We start from the raw sequence: 25975 nt of genomic DNA, 5'->3' as shown, positions 1-25975 counted from the left end.
CGTGAAACCGCTTGAGGTGTCCTACGAGCACGTGTCGGACGGGACGACCGTCGTGAGCGTCGAGGGGGAGGCCAGCGTGTACACCGCGCCCTGGCTTCGTGCGGCGCTGAGCGAGCTCATCCACCAGGGGCACGTCCGACTGGTCGTCGACCTGGGCAAGGTGGACTTCCTGGACAGCACCGGCCTCGGCGTCATCCTCCGCGGTGTGAAGCACTGCCGCGCTGAGGGAGGTGCGTTGGTGGTGGTGATCACCGAGGCCCGGGTGGGGAAGATCCTGCGGACCACCGGACTGATCAAGGTCATCCCCGAGTTCACCACCGTCGCCCGGGCGATCGAGGCGCTGGCGCGCGTGAGGCGCCCGGTGGAACCGACGTGACCGACCGGACCCCGGCTCCGGACGACGACGCCGCACCCGTTTCGTACGAGCACCTCTCCGAGCGCGTCACCGTCGTCCGGATCGGTGCCGACCCGACCTTCGACGGCTTCGACGTGTACACCGCGCGCCCGGTGCGCGCCGTCGTGGCCGACCTGCTCGACCAGGGCAGGAACCTGCTGGTCTTCGACCTGACCGGACTGGCGATCGTCGATTCGACGGGTTTGGTCACCCTCGTCAAGGCGCTCAAGCTCGTCCGTGCCCACGGCGGCGACCTGGCCGTGGTCGTGACGGAGGAGCGGGTCCTGTCGATCTTCCGCATCGACGGCCGCCGTACGAGGGTCCTCACCCTGTGCGCCAGCGTCGACCGGGCCGTCGAACTCCTGGAGCGGCGGGACGCGGAGCGTTCCCGGTCGTGAGTAGCAGCGGTACAGCGGTTGGCGCTAAGCCTCCGGGGCAGGTCAGCGGCCGTGATTGGCGCTGAGGGTGATCACGCTCCGGGGGCCCGATATCACGGAAGGGATCTTCCGCGCAGGGGTTCGAGTGACGGCTAACTGAGCCAGCGGCGGCCCGGCTACCCTCCGGCCCGTGCCGGTTGAGTTCTTAACTGATGATCAGGCCGCGCCCTACGGCTCCTTCAAAGAGGTGCCGACCCGCCCTGAGCTGGAGCGATTCTTCTTCCTCGATGACGAGGACCGCCTGCTGATCGCGAAACGGCGCGGGGACCACAACCGCCTCGGCTTCGCCCTGCAGATCTGCACCGTCCGGTACGTGGGGCTGTTCCTGGCGGACCCGCTGGACGTGCCGTGGGCGGCGGTGGACGACACCTACCGGCGCCGGATGAACCGCGAGCTCACCGTGCAGGAGTCCCGCCACGCCCTGGCCCGCGCGATCTGCCACGGCAAGCGCGGCCACATCCAGCAGGGCTACAAGGACGGCCAGGAGGACCAGTTGGCCAGCCTCGGACTGGTCCTCAATGCCGTGGTGCTGTGGAACACCCGCTACCTCGACGCCGCCGTCGAGCAGCTGCGGGCGCTGCCCGCCGACCAGCGCGAGCACGACGTCCTGGACGAGGACGTCGCCCGCCTGTCCCCGCTCAAGGCCGGCCACCTGAACGTCCTGGGCCGGTACGCCTTCACCCCCTCCCAGCCCGAAGGCGCTCTGCGTCCGCTGCGCGACCCGGACGCGGTGGACGACGACGACCAGGACGACGAGTAGCTCCGGCGGCCCAACCGCGAGGAACGGGAGGGCTGGGGCGTCGTTGAGCCGGTGCGCGGGCCGAAGGGCCCGGTCGCTCAGGTTCTGCCGGGTTTGCCCGTCGAGACCAGCAGGAGGACGGACGAGCCCGGTGCCACCGGTTCTGCGCCGCCCCGGGGGGCACTGCTGATCACCTGCCCGGCGGGAGCGTTCCAGTCCGTGTGCCGCATGATCGTGCAGCTCAGTCCGAGTCCGCGCAGCAGGCTTCCGGCCTGTTCGACCGGCATGCCGGCCAGGTCCGGCAGCGCGATGCCCGCTCCCGTGGTCTGCTCCTGCTCCTGCTCCTGTGTCGGAGTCGCATCGGCGCTTCCGCTCTTGGGGGTGCCGGTGGCGAGCGGGGTGCACGCCCCGTTCGCCGGCGGGGACAGGGACGGGGAGGCGCCGGGCGCGGGCGGCACGGGCTTCAGCGCGAAGAACCCCACCGTGGCGCCCGCCAGCACGCAGCACGCCGCAGCGGTGCCGAGGAGCGCCCGGCGGGTGCGGCTGCGGCTGACGACTCGCTCGATCGCGGCCGCGTCGACGACCGGCGCCGTCGGCCCGTCGGCGAAGGAGGCCACCGCGGCACGCAGCTCGGCTTCGAGGCCCGGCTCGAACGGGGCGGGTCCGGACGACGTGTTCCTCACTTCGTACCTCCGAAAGCGGCCGACGGGGTGGGCGGCGCCTGGGCGCCCGATACGGAATCGCGCAGCTTGGCCAGGCCGCGGGCGAGCTGGGACCTCACCGCACTCGAAGAGATGTCCAGGACGCCGGCGATCTGTCGGGCGTCCAGATCGTGCAGGTAGTACAGGACCACCACGCTGCGCATGCCCATCGGCAGCCCGAGCAGTGCCTCGATCAGTTCCGCGCGCAGATCCACCTGCCCGAACCGGTCCCGGGGGTCGGCCGTCTCGGGCACCCCCGACAGCCCGGGGCGCTCGCCCAGGCGCGACAGCCGCCGCCAGCGGTCGTTGGCCAGGTTGACCAGCACTTTGCGCACGTACGCCTCCGGCGAGTCCGCCACCTCGACCTTCCGCCAGTGTCGGCACGCCCGCTCCAGCGCCTCCTGCACCAGATCCTCGGCCACGTGCACGTCACCGGTCAGCGCATACGCGGTGCGGAACAACGCTCCCGACCGCTGTGCGACGAACTCCGTGAATCCGTTGCCCGGACCGCTCCTGCGAAACCTCACCCGCCGACCTCCTCTCCTCGTCCCCGTCCCGATCACTGCCCCCATGACGGCGGAACGGGGCCGGGTGCTGCACCGAGCCGCCGGCAGTGACGTGAATCACAGCTGGGACGGAAGGGTGTCCCAGGACCTCGCGCCGCTGCCGCCCGGGGTGGGGGCGGGGCCCGGCGTCCCGCGCGGGCGGACGCGACGCCGCTCTCGACCTCGGCGAGTTCGCCCCCGCCGGCCGTCCTGCGGGTCATCCCCGGCGGCCGGGACAACCGGCCCGGGTCGGCAGGGTAACGGCCGGCCGTCGCCTTCGCCGTGCTCTCGGAGCCACTCGGCGACATCGTGCACCTCGTGCACCTCGTGCACCCGGCGCCCGGTGACTTCCTCGTGCAGGTCCATGTCCTCGGTGTCGAGGGCGATCAGGACCGCGGTGCCGCGCAGGGCGGAGGCGACGTTCAGCAGGTCCTCGTCGCGGTAGTCCTGCATCCGCCAGCCGAGATCGCCCATCCGCTCGACCAGCAGCCGCAGGCCGCCCGCGGCTGCCACGGCCTGGCGGGCGAGAGCGACAAGCTCGGCGTTCCGGTCCTCAGCCACACCTCCAGCGCGCGCCCGTTCTGGCCGGGCCGCCCCCGGCAGCGAAGATCATTCCTTAGCGCTAACCGCTGTACCGCTGCTACTCGCGACCGGTTCCGTACGGGTCGTTCCCCCGCCGGCGGGATAGGCTCGGCCGCGCAGAGGGACCATCGCTCAGGGAGGCGACGGATGCCGAGGGGCGAGGGCTCCGCCCCGGGGGCGGCAGCCGCGGAGGACACGGCCCGATCCGACCTCTCCGTACCGCCGTTGACTCCCCCTCGACTGCCCCCGGGCGCGCTGCGCGCGCTGAAGCGGCGTCTGCACGCCCTCTACCGGGCCGCCGGTACGCCCCCGGCCGCCCGACTCGTCGCGCTGGCGGCCTCGCACCCGTCGGGGGACGGCATCACCGAAGCCGCCGTCACGCGGACGTTGGGCTCGACGGACCACGGCTCGCTCCGGGACGCCGTGGCGCTGGCGTCGGCCCTGGCCGGGCAGGCGGGCGGCGACCGGGCCGCGGTCGCGGCGGAGGTGCAGGCGCTGTGGCTGACGGCGGAGCAGGTGCGTACGCCTCCGGTGCGGACCGCGGCCGAGTGGGACGCCGTGGCGCTGGGCGTCCACCCCGCCCCCGGCCCCGACGCCACGGCCCGCCCGTCGCTGACGGAGTACGTCGAGCGCCCGCACGACGGGACGCTGCGCCAGCGCCTCGCCCACGCGGCGACGGCCCGCGGCTCGGTGTTCGTGCTGCTGGTGGGCCGTTCCGCCACGGGCAAGACGCGGGCGGCGTACGAAGCGGTACGGGCGACGGTGCCGGACTGGCCCGTGCTGTTCCCCACCGACGCGGACCAGTTGACCGGCTGGATCGACGAGGACGGCATCGACCCCCGGACCGTGCTGTGGCTCAACGAGACGCAGCGGTACGTGAGCGGCGCGGCCGGCGAGACCGCGGCCCGCGCGCTGAACGACCTGTTGGACCGGGTCGCGCCGCTGGTCGTCGTGGGCACGATGTGGCCCGAGCACCTGCGCCGGCTGACCGGCGGCGGCCGGGGCGACGTGCAGGAGACGTTCCACTCCCGCTCGTTGATCGTCGGCCGGCACGCAGCGGTCGGCGTGCCGGACACGCTGTCGGCGGACCTCCCCGAAACGGTGCGGGCCGCGGCCCGTGACCCGCGGCTCGGCGCCGCGGTGCGCGCGGCGGGCGCGGGGCGGCGGGTCCTCCAGCACCTCACCGTGGGGCCGGAGTTGGTGCGCCGGTGGAAGGACGGCCCGGACCACTGGTTCACGGCCGCCGAGCACGCCGTCCTCACCGCGGCCGTCGAGGCCCGCCGCCTCGGGCACACCAGCGCGATCCCCCCGCACCTGCTGATGCACGCGGCAGCCTCCTTCATGGACTCCACCGCGCGGGCCACCGCCGACGACGACTGGTTCGAGACCGCGATCGGGGCGCTGACGTCCACGGCCGACGGCCCCAGCGCGCTGGTCGCGGACCGCCACGAACCGGGCGTCGGCAAGGCCGACGGCTACCGACCCGACGACTACCTCGAACAGCACGTGCGCCGGGCGCGGGCCCACCTGGCGCCCCCGGCCGGCTTCTGGGAGGCCGGGCAGTGGGCCCGGACCGGTGACGACGCGTACGCCCTGGGGCGCGCCGCCGCGGAACGCCACCGCTACGCCGCCGCCGACGCCCTGTACGAACGGGCCGTCGAGCTGGGCAGCGAGTTGGCCCGCGCCGCGTGGGCCGTGCTGCGGGAGACGACCCACGGCCCGGCGGCGGCCGAGACCACCGCCGGATCCTCCGCCCCGGCCTGGTCGGCCCTCGCCGTCGCGCGCGAGGAAGCGGATGCCCCCGGCGCCTGCGCCGCCTACCGCCGGGCGGCCGAACTGGGCGACGCCTGGGCCTGGGCCGCCCTGGCCCGCCTCCGGGACGAGGACGGCGACCGTGCGGCGGCCGATGCCGTCGCCGACGAAGCGCTCGCGGCCGGACACCCGCTGGTGTGGCGGGCCTTGGGCCGCATGCGTACGGCGGACCCGGCCGCCGCAGCCGAGGCGTACGGCCGCGCCGTCGCCGCCGGCGACGGCTGGGCCCATCTGGGCCTCGCCCGGCTCGCGGAACGCACCGGCGACCACCCGACCGCGATCGCCCACGCCGCCCGCGCGGCGGCCTCGGGAGTCGTGGCCGCCTGGGCCGAACTGGTGCGCCTGCACTGGGCCGGTGGCGACGGGGACACGGCCCTGGGCGCCGCGACCAGCGGGGCGCGGGCCGGTGCCGCCGAGGGCTGGGCGGTGCTGGCCCGCCTGCGCGCGCGGGCCGGCGACGCATCCGGAGCGGCCGCCGCCCACCGCGAAGCCGCGGCGCTCGGCGTCACCGCCGCATGGCGGGAACTCGCCCTGCTGGCCGACGCGGACGGCGACACCGCCGCCGCGGAGGAGGCCGCCGCCCGGGCGGCCCGCGCCGGCGACGCCGAAGGCTGGACCGCGTTGGCGGCGGCCCGCTGGTCGCGCGGTGACGCCGACGGCGCGGAACGGGCCGCGGACCGGGCCGCCCGCTCGGGTGACGTCGAGGCGTGGACCGCGTTGTCCAGGGCCCGGGAGGCGGCCGGCGACCCCGCGGGCGCGGAGCGCGCCGCGGACTTCGCGGCGGACCACGGCTCGCCGGCGGCCTGGTCCGCGCTGGCCCGCGTCCGCGAGCGCGCCGGGGACCGCGACGGCTCCCGACGGGCCGTGGCCCGGGCCGTCTCCCTCGGCGCGCTGGACGCCTGGACGGCGCTGGGCCGCGTACGCGAAGCGCGCGGCGACGCTCCGGCAGCCGAACGCGCCTACCACCGCGGCGCGACCGCCGGCGACCCGGACGCCTACGCGTTGCTCGGCGCGCTGTACGAGGCCACCGCTCGCCCGTCCGAGGCGCGATCGGCCTACCGCACGGCGACCGACGCGGGCCTCCCCGAAGCCTGGGCCCCCCTCCTCTCCGTGCTCACCCCCCGCCCCCCTGCCGGCACAAGCCCTACGACGGGCCTCCCGCCGTAGGGCTCCGCCCCTCGGTCCCCGTGGCACCCTCGCCGGTGCACGGCGGGAGCGTTGGCCTGTGCGAGCCGTCTGTGGCTGGTCGCGCAGGCCAACGCTCCCGCAGGGAAACGGCGGTGACGTCAAGCCCGGGCCGCCAGACGTACGCAGGGCGCGGGGGCGCAAGCAGGCCCGCCGCGGCGAGCACGCATCGGGTCGCTACGCCGGGAAGCGGTGGTCGACCACCCGCCACGCCAGCTCCAGCAGCGCCGACGCCGCCACCGCCACCCCCACCGCCGTCCACGGCATCGTCGTGCCGACCAGCTTCAGCGCGAAGAACTCCTGGAGCCAGGGGACGACGAGGACGATCAGGAAGCCCGCGCCCATCGTCGCGACCAGCAGCAGGCGCCACCACGTGTACGGGCGGGCGATGATCGCCAGGACCCACAGGGCGACGAGGAACAGCGTCAGCGTCGCCGCGCTGGTCTCCGCGTCGAGCGCGTCGGGGCCGGTGTAGTACGAGCGGGCCAGCAGGTACGTGGTGAAGGTGGCCGCCGCCGCGATCACGCCGGAGGGGATCGCGTACCGCATCACCCGCCGCACGAAGTGCGGCTTCGCCCGCTCCTTGTTGGGGGCCAGCGCCAGGAAGAACGCCGGCATGCCGATCGTCAGCGTCGCCAGCAGCGTCAGGTGGCGCGGCAGGAAGGGGTACTCGACCTGGCTGACGACGACGAGGATCGCCAGCAGCACCGAGTAGACCGTCTTCGTGAGGAAGAGCGTCGCCACCCGCGTGATGTTGCCGATCACCCGGCGGCCCTCCGCGACGACCGACGGCAGGGTCGCGAAGCTGTTGTTCAGCAGCACGATCTGGGCGACCGCGCGGGTCGCCTCGGAGCCGGAGCCCATGGAGACGCCGATGTCCGCGTCCTTGAGGGCGAGGACGTCGTTGACGCCGTCGCCGGTCATGGCGACCGTGTGCCCGCGGGACTGGAGCGCGCCGACCATGTCCCGCTTCTGCTGCGGGGTGACGCGCCCGAAGACCGCGCCGTCGTCCAGCGCCTGCGCCATCTCGTCGCGGTCGGCCGGCAGGGTGCGCGCGTCGACGGTGTGCTCCGCGCCGGGCAGGCCGAGCTTCCCGGCGACCGCTCCGACGGAGACCGCGTTGTCGCCGGAGATCACCTTCGCGGCGACGTCCTGGTCCGCGAAGTACGCGAGCGTCTCGGAGGCGTCGGGCCGCAGCCGCTGTTCCAGGACGACGAGCGCGGTGGCCCGGGCGCCCGCGGCGTCCTCCAGGGCGTCGACGCCGGCCAGCAGCAGGACCCGTAGCCCCTGCTCGTTGAGGTGTTCGACCTCGGCGAGCGCCGGGTCGTCCGCGGGCAGCAGGACGTCCGGCGCGCCCAGCAGCCAGGTGGAGGTGCGGCCCGCGCCGTCCTCCTCGAAGCGGGCGCCGCTGTACTTGCGGGCGGAGGAGAACGGCAGCGCCTCCAGGGTCCGCCAGCGGCCGGGCCCGTCGGCGTCGGGCGCGGGGTGCGCTTCGACGACGGCCTTCAGGGAGGCGTTGGGGCGCGGGTCGGACGCGCCGAGCGCGCCGAGGACGCGCCGTACGTACGCGCCGTCCGCGCCGCCCAGCGGCCGCACCTCCGTCACGTCCATGCCGCCCTCGGTGAGCGTGCCCGTCTTGTCGAGGCAGACGACGTCGACCCGGGCCAGCCCCTCGATCGCGGGCAGCTCCTGCACCAGGCACTGCTTGCGGCCCAGCCGGATCACGCCGATCGCGAAGGCGACGGAGGTCAGCAGGACCAGGCCCTCGGGGATCATCGGCACGATGCCGCCGACGGTCCGGGCGATGGAGTCCTTCAGATCGGCGTTCTTGACGACGAGTTGGCTGACGATCAGGCCGATCGCGGTCGGGACCATCATCCAGGTGACGTACTTCAGGATGGTGCTGATGCCGCTGCGCAGCTCGGAGTGGACGAGGGTGAAGCGGGACGCCTCCTCGGCGAGCTGTGCCGCGTACGCCTCCCGGCCGACCTTGGTCGCGGTGAAGGCGCCGCCGCCGGCGACGACGAAGCTGCCGGACATGACCTGGTCGCCGGGGCGCTTGAGCACGGGGTCGGCCTCGCCGGTGAGCAGGGACTCGTCGATCTCCAGGCCGTCCGCCTCGACCACCCGGCCGTCGACGACGACCTTGTCGCCGGGGCCGAGTTCGACGAGGTCGCCGAGGACGATCTCGGAGGTGGAGATCGCGGCGGGCCGTCCGTCGCGCCGTACGGTCGGCTTCGCCTCGCCGATGACCGCCAGCCCGTCGAGGGTCTTCTTCGCGCGCAGTTCCTGGATGATGCCGATGCCGGTGTTGGCGACGATGACGAAGCCGAAGAGGCTGTCCTGGATCGGTGCGACGATCAGCATGATGACCCACAGCACGCCGATGATCGCGTTGAAGCGGGTGAAGACGTTGCCGCGGATGATGTCGGCGGTGGAGCGGGACGAGCGGACGGGTACGTCGTTGACCTCACCGCGCGCAATGCGTTCGGCGACTTCGCCGGAGGTGAGGCCGACGGCCGGGGCGGGCGCGGGCGGCGGCACGGGGTGCACGGGGTCGAGTTCGGCGCCCGCGTCGATGGCGGGCCTGCGCTGCGTGCCGGCTGCGGCGTCGGGCCGCGACCCTGCCCCTGACCCCGGTCCCGACCCCGGTGCCGGACCCGTGCTCGGGCCCTGTGGTCGTGGCCCGGTGCCGTGGGAGCCGTCGGGGCCGTCCGTGTCCATCCTCGCCGACTGGGTCATGTTCCGTACGGTACGGCCGGGGCGCGGCCGGCACCCTTCGGACGGGCGAATGATCAGACCGTGGGAGGACGCGAATCGTCCCGTGGCACTACGAACCGTCGGTGCCGCTGCCAGCGTCGCTGCCGGTGCCGGTGCCGGTGCCGGTGCCGGTGCCGGTGCCGGTGCCGCCAGCGTCGGTCGCGTCGTCCGCTGCGTCCCGCGCCGCCTCGACGCGCTTGATCGCGGCGTCCCGCTTGCGGACGTACCAGATGCCGATGAGTCCGAGTCCGCCGCCGGCGAGGCAGGTCCACACCCACCACATCAGGTCGCGGTCGGCGAACCAGTTGTAGAAGGGGATCTGCACCAGGAAGAGGGCGAACCAGATGATCGTCCCGAGGGTGATGGTGGCGACGACGGGCCCTTCAAGGGGCTCGGGTGCCTCGTGCCTGGGGGTCCACTTCGCCATGTGATCAGTGTAGGCGGCGGGTGCCGGCCGCCCGCCGGGTCCCGGACCGCCCCGCGCACGGGCCCGACCGGGGGCGCCGCCGGGGCCGCGGCAGGGAGCCGGGAGCCCGGCGACACCGGAGGTCTACGCGCGGAGATAGCATTCCCCTGCTTCATATGTTCATACTGAAACGGTTTGCTGCTGGCTGGTTTCAGTCGTATGAATACACAAACGCCGCCCCCTGAAGGCCCGAAGACCCCGAAGAGGACCGCATGACCCCCTCGGCATCCACTGCCGCTCCCCAGCACCAGCCGAAGGGGCCGCTCGGCAACCTCGACCGGTACTTCCGCATCTCCGAGCGGGGCTCGTCCCTGCCGCGCGAGATCCGCGGCGGCTTCGCCACCTTCTTCGCGATGGCGTACATCATCGTGCTGAACCCGATCATCCTCGGCAGCGCGAAGGACATGTACGGCAACCAGCTCGACCCCGGTCAGCTGGTCACCGCCACCGTGCTGACCGCGGCCTTCTCCACGCTGCTGATGGGCGTCATCGGCAACGTCCCGATCGCGCTCGCCGCCGGCCTCGGCGTGAACACGGTCGTCGCGCTGCAACTCGCGCCCAAGATGAGCTGGCCGGACGCGATGGGCATGGTCGTCCTCGCCGGCTTCGTGGTGATGCTGCTGGTCGCGACGGGCCTGCGGGAACGGGTGATGAGCGCCGTGCCGCGCAGCCTGCGCAAGGGCATCGCGATCGGCATCGGCCTGTTCATCATGCTGATCGGCCTGGTCGACTCCGGCTTCGTCTCGCGCATCCCGGACGCCGCGAACACCACCGTGCCGCTGACCCTGGGCGCCGGCGGCCACCTCGACGGCTGGCCGGTCCTGGTCTTCGCCCTCGGCGCGCTGCTCACCCTCGTGCTGATCATCCGCAAGGTGCCGGGCGCGATCCTGATCTCGATCGTCGTGATGACGATCATCGCGATGATCATCGAGGCCGTCGCGAAGGTCCCGTCGTGGGGTCTGACCACGCCGAAGTGGCCCGGCAACCCGATCGCGACGCCGGACTTCGGGCTGGTGGGCGAGGTCAGCCTGTTCGGCGGCTTCGAGAAGGTCGGACTGCTCACCGGCACGCTCTTCGTCTTCACCGTGCTGCTGTCCTGCTTCTTCGACGCCATGGGCACGATCCTGGGCGTCGGCGACGAGGCGAAGCTGTTGGACAAGGAAGGCAACCTGCCGGGCATCAACAAGGTGCTCTTCGTGGACGGCATCGCGGTCGCCTCCGGCGGCGCCACCTCGTCCTCGGCCACGACCTGCTTCGTGGAGTCCACGGCCGGCGTCGGCGAGGGCGCGCGCACCGGCCTGGCGTCGGTGGTCACCGGCGGTCTGTTCTGCCTGGCGCTCTTCCTGACCCCGCTGGCCACGATGGTGCCCTCGCAGGCCGCGACGCCCGCCCTGCTCGCGGTCGGCTTCCTGATCCTGGCGGGCTCCATCAAGGACATCGACTGGAGCGACTTCACGGTCTCGGTGCCGGCGTTCCTCGCGATGGTGATGATGCCGTTCACGTACTCGATCACCAACGGCATCGGCATCGGCTTCATCAGCTTCTGCGTGCTGCGGCTGGCCTCCGGGCGCGGCCGGGAGGTGCCGATCGCGATGTACGCGGTGTCGGCGGTCTTCGTCTTCTACTACGCGATGCCGGCGCTGGGCCTGGCGAAGTAGCCCGGCCCCCCGCCCCCTCCGCCAGGGACGCCCTCTCGGGCACGCCTCAGCGGTAGAACTCCTCCGTCTCCTCGACGGCCGCCTTGAAGCGCTCGTCGAAGTCGTCCCGAATGAGCGTCCGGACCACGTAGTCCTGGACGCTCATTCCCCTTTTCGCGGCGTGCCGGCGAACACGTTCGAGCAGGTCGCCGTCCATCCGCAGGCTCAACACAGTCGATCCCGATCCCATGCGGTCAGCGTCGCCGCCCGCCCGCGACCGGTGCGTCACTTTCCGGCTACGTATCACTCATACGGGTGATTGTGGGTTTCGTCGGACACCGCCCGGCGCTGCCCCGCGGACCGATCCCTGAAACCGACTGGTATTTAGACAGAGTAATGAGTTAAGCTAACAAACATGTCTGACCTGTCCCACGGCGGTCGGTCCGGCGAATCCCCCGAGGACGCCCCCGACCCCGACGAAGCCGCTGTGAACGCACTGCGCTCGGCCGTCATGCGGCTGGGCCGCCGGCTGAAGCACCAGCGCGTCGACGAGTCGCTGAGCCCCACCGAGATGTCGGTGCTCGGCACCCTCGCCCGCTGTGGCTCGGCCACCCCCGGCGAGCTGGCGCGCAGGGAGCACGTCCAGCCGCCCTCCATGACCCGGATCGTCGCACTGTTGGAGGCCAAGGGACTGGTCCGGCTGGAGCCGCACCCGGACGACCGCCGCCAGAAGGTCGTCAGCCAGACCGAGCAGGCCGAAGCCATGCTCGAAGAGAGCCGCCGCAAGCGGAACGCCTGGCTGACCGCCCTCGCCGAGGGCCTGGACGAGGACGAGTGGGCGAAGCTGCGCGCCGCAGCCCCGGTCCTGGAGAAGCTCGCCCACCTGTAGAAGCCAAGCCGAGGAGGCGACCACCTTTGCGTACGGGATCCGGAACAGATTCCGCCCCCGCACCTGCCCCTACCACCATGTTCAGCTCGCTGAAGATCCGCAACTACCGGCTCTTCGCGATCGGCCAGGTCGTCTCCAACACCGGCACCTGGATGCAGCGCATCGCCCAGGACTGGCTGGTGCTCACCCTCACCGGCTCCGCCTCCGCGGTCGGCATCACGGTGGCGCTCCAGTTCCTGCCGATGCTGCTCTTCGGCCTGTACGGCGGAGTCCTCGCCGACCGGCTCCCCAAGCGGCCCCTGCTGCTGGGCACCCAGTCGGCGATGGCCCTCACCGGCCTCGCGCTCGCCGCGCTCACCCTGACCGGCCAGGTGCAGGTCTGGCACGTGTACCTCACGGCCTTCCTGCTCGGCCTGGTGACCGTGGTCGACAACCCGGCCCGGCAGACCTTCGTCTCCGAGATGGTCGGCCCGGACCAGCTCGCCAACGCGGTCAGCCTCAACTCCGCGAACTTCCAGTCCGCCCGGCTGGTCGGCCCCGCCGTCGCCGGCGTGCTGATCACCGCGGTCGGCAGCGGTTACGCCTTCCTCTTCAACGGGCTCTCCTTCGTCGCCCCCATCGTCGGCCTGCTGATGATGCGCACCTCCGAGCTGCACAAGTCCGTCCGCGCGCCGCGCGGCAAGGGCCAGCTCCGCGAGGGGCTGCGGTACGTCTCCGCCCACCCCGAGCTGATCTGGCCGATCGTCCTGGTCGGCTTCATCGGCACCTTCGGCTTCAACTTCCCCATCTGGCTCTCCGCCTTCGTCGACGAGGTGTACCACTCGGGCGCCGAGACGTACGGCCTGCTGAACACCCTGATGGCGATCGGCTCGCTCGCCGGCGCCCTCCTCGCGGCCCGTCGCGGGGCCTCGGGGATGCGGATACTCGTGGGCGCCGCGGTCCTCTTCGGCGCCCTGGAGGTCGTCGCCGCGTTCGCCCCGTCCTTCTGGCTCTTCGCGGCGCTGCTGGTGCCGATCGGCACGTTCGGCCTGACGGTGAACGTGACCGCGAACTCCAGCATCCAGATGGCCACCGACCCCGCCGTCCGGGGCCGGGTGATGAGCCTGTTCATGATGGTCTTCGTCGGCGGCACCCCGCTGGGTGCGCCCCTGGTGGGCTGGATCACCGACGCGTACGGCCCCCGCATCGGCTTCGCGGCCGGCGGACTGGTCTCCCTGCTGGCCGCCGTCGGCGTGGGCCTGATGCTCACCCGTGCGAGCAACGTCCGGCTCAAGCTGGACCTGCGCCGCGGTCACCAGCACCTGGCCTTCGTCCCCCGCCAGCGGGCACCGCACGAGCGGGGGCAGGAGCAGGAGCGGGAGCACGGCCGGGAGGCGCTGCCCCGGGCGACGTAGCCGGACGCCCGACGCGGCGGCGGACGGGGGACGTACGGACCGAGGGGCCGCGGGCCGAGAGGCTTGAGGTCCGCGGCCCCAAGGGCTTGCGGGCCTACGGGCGGCCCGCCGCCGCGTCGAAGAAGCGCACGATCTGCGGCAGCGCTTGACGCACCGAGCCGTTGTGGTCGTACTGCCCCAGGTCCGTCAGCCCGTACGCGGCGCCGTTCGCCCTCAACTGCGCCCCGCAGTGCCGGGCGTGCGCGAAGTCGACGTCCTTGTCCCCCTTGGCGTGGAATATTCGCACCGGGACTTCGGGGCGCCAGTCGCAGGTGGTGTCCAGTGGGCGCAGCCGGCGCGCCAGCTCGCCCGTGGGGTTGCGGACCTGCTCCAGGAACTGCGGGGTGAACAGGTCGCGGGCGGCCGGGGTCAGCTTCGCGAGGATCTCCTGCGGTTCGTACGAACCGTTGAACAGCTCCTCGACGACGGCGTCGTACGGCGCCTGGAAGGCGTCGCTCGGAGAGTCGTACAACCCGCCGTACATCCAGTTCCACGCGGTGGCGAAGTAGGCGAGGTAGAGACCGGACTTCTCCACCGCGTCGTCGGCCGCGGCCTTCTCGAAGGCGCTGATGTCGAAGGGGCCCCCGACGGGGGCGAGCGCGCCGAGCCGGAAGTACCGGTCGGCGTCCTCCTGTTGGAGCGCGCGACCCATCAACATGGCCGCGGGGCCGCCCTGGGAGAACCCGCTGATCTGGACGTCCCGCTCCAGGCGCCGGCCCAGGTCCCGTGCGGCGGCGCGCGCCGAGCGCAGTCCGTCCACGCCCGCGGCGACCGTGGAGCGGGGGTCTCCGTAGGGGTGCCGGCCGGGGCTGTCCTTGCCGAGGCCGACGTAGTCGGGAGCGGAGACGGCGCGTCCGGTCGAGGCGAAGAGCAGGGCGGCGCGGTGGTCGTTGGTGTCGGTGCGGGCGCTGGCGACGTGGGTCTTGGTGACGGTCGTGCCGTGCAGCCAGGACATGACCGGCAGGGACCGGTCACCGTTGTCGGGCAGGGCGACGAGTTGGCTGGCCACGACGGGCGCGCCCAGGTGGTCGACGGTCCGGTACTTGACGAGGTACGTCGACACACCGTGCCGCACCTGGTCGGTCGCCACGTGCGGGGTCAGGGCGTCGACGACCTGCGCCCGCGTGAAGGTGTGCCGTAACTCGTACGAGACGAGCGCGCCCCGCACCCGCTCCGTCCCCGCGCCTGGGCCCGCGCCCGTACCCGGGCCCGTACCCGGGCTCGTGCCCGCGCCTAGGCCCGCGCCCGTGCCCGTCGCTGGGCTCGTGCTCGCTGCGGCTGGTGCGGCGAGACCTCCGACGCCCGCCAGGACGAGCGAGCCGGCCACAACTGCCCGCGCAACGCTGCGTAGTCGTTTCTTTGCCATGGGTCGATCTTCCCGGCCGGGGCCCGGCCGGGACCATGGTGCTGGCGCCCGAATGATCCACCGGGAGGTGGGAGCCCGAGGGGTGGGGACAGCCCCCGGGCGCGCCCCGGGAAGGCGCCGCCGCCGGGGGACAACGGCGGCGCCTCGTTCTCAGTGGAGCGCGAGGGTCACGTCGACGGCGAGACCGGTACCGACGTTGAGGGCGGTGGGCGCGAAACAGCCGCGGGTGGCGCCCTGCCCCATGGGAGTGCGGTTGCAGCGAACGAGAGCCCGCACCGCCCACGCAATCGAGCCCGCCGCACCCGTCAACACATCTTCAAGGTCGGACCTTTCCCTGCCGTAGCAGCTCTACGAGTATGTCCACGTCTGTCCAGGGATTGGTTCGGTGCCCGATGTCGCTCCCCCTGCGCAGCTTCTCTGCACGCTCCTTGGCTTTCGCGTGCCTGCCGCCGTCCGAACCGCGGAGCTTCGCGTAGTCCAGGTGCTTTCGCTGGGTCGTGTAGCCACAGCCCGCCGTCTTCTCCAACAAGTTCTGCACGGAAGCCGAGGTCTGGTAGCCCCTCACGTCCTTGAGGTGGAGCAGGAGCCAGAGCTCGAAGCACGGATTGGACAGGGCCACGCTCACCCCCGCCTGCCGGGCGAGCCTCACGGCTTGGTCGAGAGAGGGGTGGGGGCGCGGAGCCTCAACATCCACGACGCACCACACCTCGTCATACGGGGTACGCCGATCCGCAGCGGACTGAGCAGCTCGTTCCTTGTGCTTGATGGCCGATCGCACCAAGGACAGCGGCTCGCCGTGGCCGCTACCGATGCAGATCGTCACAGGCAGCGACTTCAACTCGTGCTTGAGCCCTTTGAAGTAATGGTTCTCCGTGCACTCGCCCTCGCAGTAGATCAGAAACCTGCGCTGCTCCGAGCGCGAGCTAACAGCCCTGCGTAACGGCTTCCCCCGACGCCCCACCTAAGCCCCTCCGACTGCCTCAGAAATCTCGCGCATCAAGTCATCATCCAGATGCGGAAGCGCTCCATAGCGACCGGCCAAGTAGCGCTTCTCCAGGTTCTCCAAGGAATCACGTACGTGGAACTCGGTCATGGGGAAGAGCCGGGTTGCCAAGGTGTCGGCGTCCTTCTCCGTGAACCAGACCTGATCTCGAAAGAGCTCCGTCCGCACGTTCCTCCCCAGTAGGGCGGCCTCATGAGTGCTGAAGATGAGCTGCGCGCCGGAGCGGTTGACATCGGGTGACTGGAACATGCCGACGAGGGCGTCAACGAGGTACGGATGGAGACGGGCGTCGAGTTCGTCCACGCACAGCACTGCCCCCTGGGCAAGAGTTGCGAGCACCGGCCCCATGAGTCCGATCCACGTTCGGGTGCCGCTTGATTCCTCCCTCAAGTCCAGCGGGAAGACACCCTCGACGGTCTGGTGTTCGACGCGCACCGAATGCAGACCTGGCGCCTCGACACGCACCCGCTCCCCCAACGCTTCCCTCATCGCGCGAGTGAGCCGCTGGTAGTCGTTCATGACCGCCTCGTCCGGCTCCTCGACCTCCAACCCTGAAACCCCCAGGTCGGCGAAGCGGAGAAGCTTCATCACCGGCGCCGGCTCGCCCTGCTCCCGGTCACCGAGCAGCAGTTGGACGGTTTGGTCCAAGCGAGCCCTGAGGTTTCCGTCCACGGCAAGTCGCAAGCCCGACTGGAACCACCGGTACACCTCACTGAGCTGTGGATGTCCCTGAGCCGCCGCGACTGACAGGTACAGGCTGTTCGGACGGAGCAGCTCAGAAATGATCTTCTTTCGTCCGGTGAGGGACCGCCCGAAGACCACAGAAGAGTCGGCCTTGCGCTCGTACAGTCGATTGGCCTTGCGCTCCGGGTAGTAGTAGAGCCATTCCTCCGTCACACGGTCGTCGTCGACGGAGAAGCCGAACTCGTGACGCACCCCGTTCAGCGCGAAATCAACGCTGAAGGACGTCGGCAACGACTTCACGTCCCTGCGGAGCGCGAAAGGTCGGCGCGGAACCCCGCCAGCCGGGTCCCAGCGCCGGAACGAGGACAGCACCGCCTGGCGCATCCAGCGGATCGCATCGATCACATTGGACTTGCCGGAAGCGTTCGTTCCGTAGATCGCAGCAACGGGTACGGCACGATGATCACCGTTGGCGAGCTCACGTTCCGCTCGTCCGGGGTGGCGGTCGGAGGCGATGAGGGACAGTTCCTGCTCATCGCGCAAGGACGCATGGTTGGTCACCTGGAACCGCAGCAGCATGGCAAGCTCCTCAAGCACTCACACCTGTCGTCTAAGGGCTCTCCTACTCAAAATCTGACGATACAAGCCCCTAGCCGCAACTTCTAGGTCGTTCACCCCTTGGTGGTGATGCATGTTGTCGACGCGAGCCCGACCTCGCTGCCGTCCGTGCATTACCCGCCTCAGCACCGATGCGGCACACTGAAAGTTTGACTGCCCACGTCCGGGTGGCTGCTTGGAAGGACGCACACCAGGTGAACGGACCCCTCATCGTCCAGAGCGACAAGACCCTCCTGCTGGAGGTCGACCACGAGCAGGCCGACGCCTGTCGTCGTGCCATCGCGCCCTTCGCCGAGCTGGAGCGGGCGCCGGAGCACATCCACACCTATCGGGTGACGCCGCTGGGGCTGTGGAACGCCCGGGCCGCCGGGCACGACGCCGAGCAGGTGGTGGACGCGCTGGTGGAGTACAGCCGCTATCCGGTGCCGCACGCGCTGCTGGTGGACGTAGCCGAGACCATGGCGCGTTACGGGCGTCTGACGCTGAGCAAGCACCCCACGCACGGGCTGGTCCTGACGAGCACGGACCGGCCGGTGCTGGAGGAGATCCTGCGCTCGAAGAAGGTCCAGCCGCTGGTGGGGGCCCGGATCGACGCGGACACGGTGGCGGTGCACCCGTCGGAGCGCGGGCAGATCAAGCAGACGCTGCTGAAGCTGGGCTGGCCGGCCGAGGACCACGCGGGGTACGTGGACGGGGAGGCGCACCCCATCGAGCTGGACGAGTCGGGCTGGGCGCTGCGGGCGTACCAGAAGCAGGCCGTGGAAGGGTTCTGGCACGGCGGCTCCGGCGTCGTGGTGCTGCCGTGCGGCGCGGGCAAGACGCTCGTCGGCGCGGGCGCGATGGCGCAGGCGAAGGCGACCACGCTGATCCTGGTGACCAACACCGTCTCGGCCCGGCAGTGGAAGCACGAGCTGGTGAAGCGGACCTCGCTGACCGAGGACGAGATCGGCGAGTACAGCGGGACGAAGAAGGAGATCCGGCCGGTCACCATCGCCACCTACCAGGTGCTGACGACCAAGCGGAAGGGCGTCTACCCGCACCTGGAGCTGTTCGACTCCCGGGACTGGGGGCTGATCGTCTACGACGAGGTGCACCTGCTGCCGGCGCCCGTGTTCAAGTTCACCGCCGACCTCCAGGCGCGGCGGCGGCTGGGGCTGACGGCGACCCTGGTGCGGGAGGACGGCCGGGAGTCGGACGTCTTCTCGCTGATCGGGCCGAAGCGCTTCGACGCCCCCTGGAAGGAGATCGAGGCGCAGGGGTACATCGCTCCGGCGGACTGCGTGGAGGTGCGGGTCAATCTGACCGACTCGGAGCGGCTGGCGTACGCCACCGCCGAGACGGAGGAGAAGTACCGCTTCTGCGCCACCACGGCGACCAAGCGGAAGGTGACGGAAGCGCTGGTGGCCAAGCACCGTGGGCAGCAGACGCTGGTCATCGGGCAGTACATCGACCAGCTCGACGAGCTGGGCGAGCACCTGGACGCCCCCGTCATCAAGGGCGAGACGTCGAACGCCCAGCGGGAGAAGCTCTTCGACGCCTTCCGGCAGGGCGAGATCTCCGTGCTGGTGGTGTCGAAGGTGGCGAACTTCTCGATCGACCTGCCGGAGGCGACCGTCGCCATCCAGGTCTCGGGCACCTTCGGCTCGCGCCAGGAGGAGGCGCAGCGGCTCGGGCGGGTGCTGCGGCCGAAGGCGGACGGGCACGAGGCCCGCTTCTACTCGGTCGTCGCCCGCGACACCATCGACCAGGACTTCGCGGCGCACCGCCAGCGCTTCCTGGCGGAGCAGGGCTACGCCTACCGGATCATGGACGCGGACGAGCTGCTGCGCTGACGGGCAAGGGCTGACGGGTCCGCCCCGGGCCACCCGCCTGGACTGACCGGTCCGCCCCGGGCCACCCGCCCGGGGCGGGACGCCCGGCCGTCAGCCGTCGATCACCACGAGGACGGGCGCGGCGCAGACCAGTGCGTACTGGACGGCGACGATCCAGCCGCGCACCGCGTTCGTCATCGTCCCGACCGGGCTGATCAGGGCGATCGCGCCGGCGATGCCGCCGATCAGCAGGCCCCAGTACGCCGCGGAGGCGATCGGGCCGGCCGCACCGTCGCCCTCGTAGGCGTTGGTGAGGCTGATGGCGGCGCACAGGACGAGGGAGCCGAAGAGGAAGAGCACGCCCAGTCCGGCCATCAGCCGGGCGGGCGCCGCGGACGGTACGGACGCCGGGGGTGCAGCGGACACCACGGTGGAAGAGGCGGAAGGGCCAGCGGAGGCTTGGAGAACTTCGGTGGCTTCGGTGACTTCGGGTGCTTCAGAGGCGTCGGTGGCGACTGGTGTTTCGGGGGCGGGGCGCTGCGGCGACGTCATGTCGATCATCAAAGCCGCGGGCCCGGCGCGACGCCTCCGTCGGGGCGCTCACTCACGGTGCTCACTTCGAGGCGCCCACCGCTCAGTACGGCTGAGTACGCGTACTCAGCGCCGGTCGGCGCAGGAGAATCGACGGGGCGACGTCAGCGGCGGCGGACGCCCGCCTCCTCCGCGTACTCCCCGAGGACCGCGACGGAGAATATCGTCGACGCGAATACCTTGAACGCGCGCACCGCATTGCCGACGTGGTGCGCGGAGTGCGGAGCGCCCGTCGCCGTGGCACCGTGGTGCCGGGGGCCGGGGACCTTTGCTGCTGGGGTGAAAGTCGCTGTGCTCATATCTCTATGATGCTTTTCCCCGCCCCCCAGCACATCGGTCGCACGGAGTAACCTCCAGTCGACCTTCCTACGACTCCAGGCATAAGGGTTTCCCTTAGGGGACGGCACTTCCGGAGGAGGGCCGGACCCCGTCTCGTCCTACCGAAGTCGTTGTCCCGCACCAGCCACCTCATACTCAGGTTGGTCAACCAACTCCACCCGCCCCACCCTCCCCACGAAAACCCGTTCGCCGCGGCCCGGGCCGATGAGTAAACTGCTCCGCCTTGCCCGCCTCCCTCCGTGGAGTGCCACCGCCCGGACGGAAACCGGCGGTCTCCAGCCACCCCCACTCCCACCGCACCCCGCCGGAGGCCCGCCGTGCCCGCGCACGTCCCCCCAACCACCGCCGACACGACCGCCGCCGATCCGCTCGCCCGCGAGCGCGCCCACCTCACCTCCTCCCGCGCCGCACTGCGCACGATGCGCGAGGAGGTGGAGGCCCTGGACATCGGCGACGTCACGGCGAACTGGGTCAACAAGCAGGCCCTGGAGGCGCGCACCGAGCTGCGGATCAAGGAGCTGGCGGACCTCGCGCACACCCCGCTCTTCTTCGGCCGCCTCGACTACGACGACGGCGACCACCGCGACCACGCCTTCTACATCGGCCGCCGCCACGTGCACGACTCCGTCGGCGACCCGATGGTGGTGGACTGGCGCGCCCCGGTCTCCCAACCCTTCTACCGGGCCTCCCGCGCCGACCCGCAGGGCGTCGCGCTGCGCCGCCGCTTCGGCTACACGGGCGGCGACCTCACCGCGTACGAGGACGAGCAACTGGCCGCCGGCCCCGACCCGTACGCCCCGACGTCCGACGGCCCCCGCGCCAGCAAGCTGCTCCAGGCGGAGATCGAGCGCCCCCGCGTGGGCCCCATGCGGGACATCGTGGCCACCATCCAGCCCGAGCAGGACGAGATCGTCCGCTCCGGCCTGTCCGGCACGGTCTGCGTCCAGGGCGGCCCGGGCACCGGGAAGACCGCGGTGGGCCTGCACCGGGTCGCCTTCCTGCTGTACGCGCACCGGGAGCGGCTGGCCCGCACCGGCACCCTCGTCATCGGGCCGAACCGTTCCTTCCTGCGCTACATCGAGCAGGTGCTGCCGGCGCTCGGCGAGTTGGAGGTCAAGCAGGCCACCGTCGACGACCTGGTGGCGCACGTCGAGGTGCGGGGGGCGGACCGCGCCGCGGCGGCCGTCGTGAAGGGCGACGCCCGCATGGCGGAGGTGCTGCGGCGGGCCGTGCGCTCGCACGTGACGCCGCCCGTCGAGCCGGTGGTCGTGGTCCGCGGCTCGCGCCGCTGGCGGATCCCCGCGTACGAACTCCAGGAGATCGTCGACGAGTTGCTGGCGCGGGACATCCGGTACGGCGCCGCGCGCGACGCCCTGCCGCAGCGGATCGCGCACGCCGTGCTGGTCCGCATGGAGCAGTCCGGCGAGGCCCCGGACGACCGGGTGCAGGACGCGGTGGCCCGCAACCCGGCGGTGAAGGCGGCCGTCAAGGCGATCTGGCCCCCGGTGGACCCGGCGAAGCTGGTGCTGCGGCTGCTGTCGGACCCGGACTTCCTCGCCGCCCACGCCGACGGGCTCCTCACCGCCGACGAGCAGCGCGGCGTCCTGTGGGAGAAGCCGGCGCGCAGCGTGCGGTCCGCGAAGTGGTCCGCCGCGGACGCGGTGTTGATCGACGAGGTGACGGACCTGGTGCAGCGCACGCACTCGCTGGGCCACGTGGTGCTCGACGAGGCGCAGGACCTCTCCCCCATGCAGTACCGGGCGGTGGGGCGGCGCTGTTCGACGGGGTCGGCGACGGTGCTGGGCGACCTGGCGCAGGGCACGACGCCGTGGGCGACGGCCAGTTGGCCGGAGGCCCTGGCCCACCTCGGCAAGCCGGACGCCGTGGTGGAGGAGCTGACGGACGGCTTCCGGGTGCCGCGGGACGTCATCGCGTACGCCTCGCGGCTGCTCCCCCACATGTCGCCCGGTCTGACGCCGGTCTCCGCGGTCCGGGAGTCGCCCGGTTCGCTGGCGGTGCACCCGGTCGACGGCGATGACGCCGACGACGCGGCCGTCGTCGCGGCCTGTCGCACCGCGCTCCGGCAGGAGGGGTCGATCGGGCTGATCGCGGCGGACGCCCGGGTGCCGGCGATCGCCGCGGCGCTGGCCGCCGCCGGGCTGCCGCACCTCGCCCCGGGCACGGAGACCACCGCCGAAGCCCGGCTCACCCTGGTGCCGGCGTCCCTCGCGAAGGGCCTGGAGTACGACCACGTGGTGCTGGACGACCCGGCGTCGATCGTGGCGGGCGAACCGGACGAGCGCACCGGGCTCCGCCGGCTGTACGTGGCGCTGACCCGTGCCGTGTCCGGCATGACGATCCTCCACCACCAGCCGCTGCCGGCCCAGTTGGGCTGAGGAGCACCGCCGCCCGGGTCAAGGGTCGCCTCGCAGCGCGACGGACCGCACAGTTCGCGACCGGTCGGCCCGGGCGCGCCGAACCGTACAACCATTCCCCCGGCCGCCCTGTCTGGACAGACACGTACGGCACTCTTCGCACTCCACCCGAACCGGGGGAATCCATGCGCAATCGCTTACGTACCCGCACCGCCACGTCCGCCGTCGGCGCCACGCTCGCCCTCACCGCGCTCGTCGTCCCCGGGGCGCAGGCAGCCGCCTCGCCCGTACCGCCGCCGCCCACGACGGTCGACGGCTATGCGAACGACAGCCGCTTCGTCGTCGGCACCACCGCCCCGAAGACCGTCACCGTGACGTTCTGGGCCACCGACCCGTTCCTCGTCAAGCGGCTCGGTGCCCGGCTCTTCCAGGGCACGTCGCCCGCCGACGCGCAACGGTGGTGGCACCCCACCAAGACCACCTGCACGGGTTCGGCCACGAGGAAGCACTGCACCGCGACGTTCGTCTTCGACCCGCGCGGCCGGCTCGCCAACGTCCACGCCGGCAAGTGGGGCGTCCAGGTGTGGGCCGCGGGCACCGAGGACGTCCAGCGGACCACCAGCCGTTTCGTGCTCAAGCACGCGAGCAAGCTGACGATCAACGCCACGCCCGAGCCGGCGAAGCGGGGGCGGACCATCACCGTCCACGGCGGCTTCACCCGCGCGAACTGGGACACCAACACGTACACCGGGTACGCGGGCGTGCCGGTCGTGCTGTCCGAACGGGAGCCGGACCGGCCGCACTACGCCCGGATCGGCACGGCGACGACGGACCGCAAGGGCTTCCTGAAGGCCCGGATCACCGCGAAGGACGACCGCCTCTTCCGCTACTCGTACAACAGCGACATCACCACCGACATCGCCATCAGCCACGGCGACTACGTCGACGTACGGCGCTGAGCCCGGCCCCGGCACGCACCCACCGACCAGGGGGAACACCATGCGAAAGCTCACCCGCGCCACCGTGGCCGCCGTCGGCGGCGCACTGGCGCTGGCCTCGATCGCCCACGGCACCGCGCCCGCCCAGGCCGCGCCGGCGCCCGGGCAGACGCAGATCCACCCGAGTTACATCTATCCGCACGTGATCGTCGGCACCAGCGCGAAGACCTTCACCGCCACCTACCGGGTCACGGACACGGGCTCCGGCGTGCGGCGCGTCGCCGCGTCCGCACACAACGACCGGGCCAGACTCTCGGCCACGAGGACCACGTGCAGCGGCGAACGCCACGACGTGACCTGCATTTCGACCTTCACCGCCGACCCGGGGCGCACCCTGCGCGAAGGCTCGGCCGGGTCCTGGCGCATCCGGGTCGCGGCCACCGGCAGCACCACCGCGTCGGGCATCGGCGCCCACGCCACCATCCAGCACGCGAGCCGGCTCACGGTGAACGCCACGCCCGAGCCCGCGCACAACGGCAGCCTCATCACCGCGTACGGCACCCTGACCCGTTCCAACTGGAACACCCGGCGCTACGTCGGGTACGGGGGCCAGCAACTGCACCTCGGCTTCCGCCGCACCGACGAGCCCTACTACGTCCGCCTCGCCACCAAGACGACCGACCGCCGCGGCAACGTCAAGGTCGCCCTGCGCGCGTACCGCGACGGCTCGTTCCGCTACGACTTCTACGGGACCCCAGGGGTGCGGTACGCCGCCTCGACGCCCGACTTCGTCGACGTGCGCTGAGAACGTGTCCACGTCCACGACAACGGGGTGCGGCACCCCGCCGAATCCGTGCCGCACCCCCTCCCACCTGCTATTACGCACCCCAGAAACAGCGCAGGAAGGATTTCCGGGTGATGTGAAACCGCGATGGGACCTTCGACGTCTCCACGGACGAGAGTGAGCAACTGCACAGCAACCGCGCTCTCTTCTCATATCCGAAGAAACCTGGCAGCGCTCCCGAAGGTCGCGCCCGTGCGCCCGGGAGCCGTCGTCCCGTGGGGGGATCACCGTGCGTTTCCGTACGTCCGTCGCCGCACTCGGCAGTGCGCTCGCCCTGGCTTCCGTCGCCGTTCCCACCGCTCAGGCGCAGGGGGCGCCCGACGGCCCGCAGAAGGTGCACAGCGGGGTCGCCAACGGCGGCAAGCACCTGATCGTCGGGGCCAATGCGCCGGCGAGCTTCACCGTGACCTTCACCGTCACCGACCCCAACCGGGTCAAGCGACTCGGCACGCACGCCTACTTCGGCGCCAGCTCCGCCACGGCGTCGGGCTGGGTGAACGGCAGGACCACCTGCACCGGCCCGGACACCACCAAGAAGTGCACGGTGGTCTTCACGGTCGACCCGAAGGTCCACCTGGGCAACCACAACGCCGGTCAGTGGAAGATCATCGCCAACATCCAGGGCAGCTCGCCGACGGCCGTGGAGCGGCACGTCACCACGATGAACATCAAGCGGGCGACCAAGATGACGGTGAACGCATCGCCGGAGCCGGTGACGAAGAACAAGCTGCTCACCATCACGGGCAAGCTGACCCGGGCGAACTTCGACAGCCTCGGCTACGGGACCCACGCGAACCAGACCGTGGCCCTGGAGTTCCGCCCGGCCGGCTCGGACACGTACCGCGTGCACACCTGGAGCCTCAAGGTCGACAAGAACGGCGTGGTGCAGGCCGGGGTGAAGGCGTCCCATGACGGTTACTGGCGCTTCCGGTACTTCGGCAACGCCACCTCGGGCGAGGCGACCGCCCAGGGCGACTACGTCGACGTGCGCTGACCCCGCGCCCTGCTCGTCACACCGCAACACGACGGCCGCTCCCTCGCCCTGAGGGAGCGGCCGTCCGCGTTCTCCGCCGCTCGGTGCGTCGTACGCGCTACGCGTCGATCGCCGCGCGCCACTCGCGCACCGCGTCCGCGCTCACCGGCCCGGCCCAGCCGTGCGGGCGGGCCGCGCCGCCGATGTGGAAGCCGTCGAGGCCGGCGGCGCGCAGCGCCGGCAGGTGCTCCAGCCGCAGACCGCCGCCGACCAACAGCCGTGCCTCGTAGCCCGGTTCGTTGTGCCGCGCCGCCTCCGCGAGGAGGGTGGGCAGTCCGTCGTCGACGCCGCCGGCCGCGCCCGCGGTCAGATACGTGTCGAGGCCCGGCAGGTCCGCGAGCTGCTTGCGCAGCGCGTCCCGGTCGGTGGCGTTGTCGATCGCCCGGTGGAAGGTCCAGGAGCAGCCGGAGATCACCACGAGCAGCCGTTCGACGGTGACCAGATCCGGATGCCCCTCGTCGTCGAGGAAGCCGAAGACGAACTCGTCGGCGCCCTCCTCGCGCAGCCCGGCCGCGGCGCGCACCAGCGCCTCCACGTCGTCGTGCGTGCCCGCCGAAAAACCGTCGGTGAGCCGCAGCATCACTCTGAGGGGGATGTCGACGGCGGCGCGGATGGCCGCGAAGGTCTCCCGGGACGGGGTCAGCCCGTCCGCGGCCATGTCCGTGACCAGCTCCAGCCGGTCCGCCCCTCCCGCCTGGGCCGCGATCGCGTCCTCGGCGTCCAGGGCGATCACCTCCAGAAGCGCACGGTTACTCATGTGTACCCATTCCTCCTGGAGAGACGGCTGCGACCC

General features: G+C 71.8%; 24 protein-coding genes. 12 read left to right on the top strand and 12 right to left on the bottom strand.

The window, feature by feature from the left end; all coding sequences use genetic code 11:
- Window position 1: 1 nt before the first annotated feature.
- From ACH4E8_RS06910 to ACH4E8_RS06900, 3 genes are all read left to right on the top strand, one after another.
- On the top strand, window positions 2–376 hold the full coding sequence (locus ACH4E8_RS06910; protein WP_398445118.1) for an STAS domain-containing protein: 375 nt from the start codon (window positions 2–4) through the stop codon (window positions 374–376).
- Window positions 373–792, top strand: a complete 420-nt coding sequence (locus ACH4E8_RS06905) for an STAS domain-containing protein (RefSeq protein WP_398445116.1) — start codon at window positions 373–375, stop codon at window positions 790–792. The genes ACH4E8_RS06910 and ACH4E8_RS06905 overlap by 4 nt, the downstream gene beginning before the upstream one ends.
- A 169-nt stretch (window positions 793–961) precedes the next feature.
- On the top strand, window positions 962–1591 hold the full coding sequence (locus tag ACH4E8_RS06900) for a Tn3 family transposase (protein ID WP_398445114.1): 630 nt from the start codon (window positions 962–964) through the stop codon (window positions 1589–1591).
- 77 nt (window positions 1592–1668) lie between these two features.
- Here ACH4E8_RS06900 and ACH4E8_RS06895 read toward each other — a convergent pair whose 3' ends face one another.
- The 3 genes from ACH4E8_RS06895 to ACH4E8_RS06885 form a co-directional block, all read right to left on the bottom strand.
- Window positions 1669–2253: a PASTA domain-containing protein gene (locus tag ACH4E8_RS06895; protein ID WP_398445112.1), complete on the bottom strand. Its 585-nt coding sequence runs from the start codon at window positions 2251–2253 to the stop codon at window positions 1669–1671.
- The gene (locus ACH4E8_RS06890; protein WP_398445110.1) at window positions 2250–2798 is read right to left on the bottom strand and encodes a SigE family RNA polymerase sigma factor; all 549 of its coding nucleotides are present in this window, start codon (window positions 2796–2798) and stop codon (window positions 2250–2252) included. The genes ACH4E8_RS06895 and ACH4E8_RS06890 overlap by 4 nt, the downstream gene beginning before the upstream one ends.
- Window positions 2799–2894: 96 nt before the next feature.
- On the bottom strand, window positions 2895–3377 hold the full coding sequence (locus ACH4E8_RS06885; RefSeq protein ID WP_398445109.1) for a hypothetical protein: 483 nt from the start codon (window positions 3375–3377) through the stop codon (window positions 2895–2897).
- Window positions 3378–3545: 168 nt separating this feature from the next.
- Here ACH4E8_RS06885 and ACH4E8_RS06880 point away from each other — a divergent pair, with 168 nt between their 5' ends.
- Window positions 3546–6377: a hypothetical protein gene (locus tag ACH4E8_RS06880; protein ID WP_398445107.1), complete on the top strand. Its 2832-nt coding sequence runs from the start codon at window positions 3546–3548 to the stop codon at window positions 6375–6377.
- Between the two features lie 195 nt (window positions 6378–6572).
- Here the strand turns inward: ACH4E8_RS06880 and ACH4E8_RS06875 are convergent, their stop codons facing one another.
- On the bottom strand, window positions 6573–9137 hold the full coding sequence (locus ACH4E8_RS06875; protein ID WP_398445105.1) for an HAD-IC family P-type ATPase: 2565 nt from the start codon (window positions 9135–9137) through the stop codon (window positions 6573–6575).
- An 88-nt stretch (window positions 9138–9225) separates the two neighbouring features.
- Complete coding sequence (locus ACH4E8_RS06870; protein WP_398445103.1) at window positions 9226–9582, bottom strand: DUF2530 domain-containing protein; 357 nt, start codon at window positions 9580–9582, stop codon at window positions 9226–9228.
- A gap of 251 nt (window positions 9583–9833) precedes the next feature.
- Between ACH4E8_RS06870 and ACH4E8_RS06865 the strand changes: the two genes are divergently transcribed.
- Window positions 9834–11279: an NCS2 family permease gene (locus ACH4E8_RS06865; RefSeq protein WP_398445102.1), complete on the top strand. Its 1446-nt coding sequence runs from the start codon at window positions 9834–9836 to the stop codon at window positions 11277–11279.
- A gap of 46 nt (window positions 11280–11325) precedes the next feature.
- Here ACH4E8_RS06865 and ACH4E8_RS06860 read toward each other — a convergent pair whose 3' ends face one another.
- Window positions 11326–11508, bottom strand: coding sequence for a ribbon-helix-helix protein, CopG family (locus ACH4E8_RS06860; protein WP_361961637.1), 183 nt, complete (start codon window positions 11506–11508; stop codon window positions 11326–11328).
- Between the two features lie 165 nt (window positions 11509–11673).
- Between ACH4E8_RS06860 and ACH4E8_RS06855 the strand changes: the two genes are divergently transcribed.
- Window positions 11674–12147 carry a MarR family winged helix-turn-helix transcriptional regulator gene (locus ACH4E8_RS06855; RefSeq protein WP_398445100.1) on the top strand — a complete coding sequence of 158 codons (474 nt, stop codon included), beginning with the start codon at window positions 11674–11676 and terminating at the stop codon, window positions 12145–12147.
- Window positions 12148–12173: 26 nt separating this feature from the next.
- Window positions 12174–13541 (top strand): MFS transporter, encoded by a 1368-nt coding sequence (locus tag ACH4E8_RS06850; RefSeq protein ID WP_398445098.1) that lies wholly within the window; start codon window positions 12174–12176, stop codon window positions 13539–13541.
- A 94-nt stretch (window positions 13542–13635) separates the two neighbouring features.
- Here ACH4E8_RS06850 and ACH4E8_RS06845 read toward each other — a convergent pair whose 3' ends face one another.
- The 3 genes from ACH4E8_RS06845 to ACH4E8_RS06835 form a co-directional block, all read right to left on the bottom strand.
- Window positions 13636–14748 carry a hypothetical protein gene (locus ACH4E8_RS06845; protein WP_398445096.1) on the bottom strand — a complete coding sequence of 371 codons (1113 nt, stop codon included), beginning with the start codon at window positions 14746–14748 and terminating at the stop codon, window positions 13636–13638.
- Between the two features lie 514 nt (window positions 14749–15262).
- Window positions 15263–15907 (bottom strand): RloB family protein, encoded by a 645-nt coding sequence (locus ACH4E8_RS06840; RefSeq protein ID WP_398445095.1) that lies wholly within the window; start codon window positions 15905–15907, stop codon window positions 15263–15265.
- Entirely contained in the window at window positions 15908–17212 is a 1305-nt protein-coding gene (locus ACH4E8_RS06835) for an ATP/GTP-binding protein (RefSeq protein WP_398445093.1), read from the bottom strand.
- A gap of 233 nt (window positions 17213–17445) precedes the next feature.
- On the opposite strand from ACH4E8_RS06835, the gene ACH4E8_RS06830 reads away from it, so the two are divergent.
- Complete coding sequence (locus ACH4E8_RS06830) at window positions 17446–19083, top strand: DNA repair helicase XPB (RefSeq protein ID WP_398445091.1); 1638 nt, start codon at window positions 17446–17448, stop codon at window positions 19081–19083.
- A 90-nt stretch (window positions 19084–19173) separates the two neighbouring features.
- Here the strand turns inward: ACH4E8_RS06830 and ACH4E8_RS06825 are convergent, their stop codons facing one another.
- Window positions 19174–19488 (bottom strand): hypothetical protein, encoded by a 315-nt coding sequence (locus ACH4E8_RS06825; RefSeq protein ID WP_398445089.1) that lies wholly within the window; start codon window positions 19486–19488, stop codon window positions 19174–19176.
- Between the two features lie 269 nt (window positions 19489–19757).
- A complete protein-coding gene (locus tag ACH4E8_RS06820; protein ID WP_398445088.1) occupies window positions 19758–19952 on the bottom strand; it encodes a hypothetical protein in 195 nt (64 codons plus the stop codon).
- Between the two features lie 357 nt (window positions 19953–20309).
- On the opposite strand from ACH4E8_RS06820, the gene ACH4E8_RS06815 reads away from it, so the two are divergent.
- The 4 genes from ACH4E8_RS06815 (at window position 20310) to ACH4E8_RS06800 (ending at window position 25143) form a co-directional block, all read left to right on the top strand.
- Window positions 20310–22388: a HelD family protein gene (locus tag ACH4E8_RS06815; protein WP_398445086.1), complete on the top strand. Its 2079-nt coding sequence runs from the start codon at window positions 20310–20312 to the stop codon at window positions 22386–22388.
- A 164-nt stretch (window positions 22389–22552) separates the two neighbouring features.
- On the top strand, window positions 22553–23326 hold the full coding sequence (locus ACH4E8_RS06810) for a hypothetical protein (protein ID WP_398445084.1): 774 nt from the start codon (window positions 22553–22555) through the stop codon (window positions 23324–23326).
- A 40-nt stretch (window positions 23327–23366) separates the two neighbouring features.
- Window positions 23367–24110 (top strand): hypothetical protein, encoded by a 744-nt coding sequence (locus ACH4E8_RS06805; protein ID WP_398445082.1) that lies wholly within the window; start codon window positions 23367–23369, stop codon window positions 24108–24110.
- Between the two features lie 268 nt (window positions 24111–24378).
- Entirely contained in the window at window positions 24379–25143 is a 765-nt protein-coding gene (locus ACH4E8_RS06800) for a hypothetical protein (protein WP_398445080.1), read from the top strand.
- Between the two features lie 97 nt (window positions 25144–25240).
- On the opposite strand, the gene ACH4E8_RS06795 is transcribed toward ACH4E8_RS06800, so the two are convergent.
- Window positions 25241–25939: a copper homeostasis protein CutC gene (locus ACH4E8_RS06795; protein WP_398445079.1), complete on the bottom strand. Its 699-nt coding sequence runs from the start codon at window positions 25937–25939 to the stop codon at window positions 25241–25243.
- Between the last annotated feature and the right edge of the window lie 36 nt (window positions 25940–25975).

Source organism: Streptomyces sp. NPDC017979, from assembly GCF_044328175.1.
Classification (GTDB): Bacteria; Actinomycetota; Actinomycetes; order Streptomycetales; family Streptomycetaceae; genus Streptomyces.
The sequence above is the reverse complement of the archived record's forward strand: the minus strand, read 5'-3'. Positions and strand labels throughout refer to the sequence as shown.

What these genes read in the sequence shown, in the direction of transcription:
- ACH4E8_RS06880 (WP_398445107.1), top strand. Translation starts at nt 3,546, where the DNA reads ATGCCGAGGGGCGAGGGCTCCGCCCCGGGGGCGGCAGCCGCGGAGGAC.
- ACH4E8_RS06875 (WP_398445105.1), bottom strand. Translation starts at nt 9,137, where the DNA reads ATGACCCAGTCGGCGAGGATGGACACGGACGGCCCCGACGGCTCCCAC.
- ACH4E8_RS06870 (WP_398445103.1), bottom strand. Translation starts at nt 9,582, where the DNA reads ATGGCGAAGTGGACCCCCAGGCACGAGGCACCCGAGCCCCTTGAAGGG.
- ACH4E8_RS06865 (WP_398445102.1), top strand. Translation starts at nt 9,834, where the DNA reads ATGACCCCCTCGGCATCCACTGCCGCTCCCCAGCACCAGCCGAAGGGG.
- ACH4E8_RS06860 (WP_361961637.1), bottom strand. Translation starts at nt 11,508, where the DNA reads ATGGGATCGGGATCGACTGTGTTGAGCCTGCGGATGGACGGCGACCTG.
- ACH4E8_RS06855 (WP_398445100.1), top strand. Translation starts at nt 11,674, where the DNA reads ATGTCTGACCTGTCCCACGGCGGTCGGTCCGGCGAATCCCCCGAGGAC.
- ACH4E8_RS06835 (WP_398445093.1), bottom strand. Translation starts at nt 17,212, where the DNA reads ATGCTGCTGCGGTTCCAGGTGACCAACCATGCGTCCTTGCGCGATGAG.
- ACH4E8_RS06820 (WP_398445088.1), bottom strand. Translation starts at nt 19,952, where the DNA reads ATGAGCACAGCGACTTTCACCCCAGCAGCAAAGGTCCCCGGCCCCCGG.
- ACH4E8_RS06810 (WP_398445084.1), top strand. Translation starts at nt 22,553, where the DNA reads ATGCGCAATCGCTTACGTACCCGCACCGCCACGTCCGCCGTCGGCGCC.
- ACH4E8_RS06805 (WP_398445082.1), top strand. Translation starts at nt 23,367, where the DNA reads ATGCGAAAGCTCACCCGCGCCACCGTGGCCGCCGTCGGCGGCGCACTG.
- ACH4E8_RS06795 (WP_398445079.1), bottom strand. Translation starts at nt 25,939, where the DNA reads ATGAGTAACCGTGCGCTTCTGGAGGTGATCGCCCTGGACGCCGAGGAC.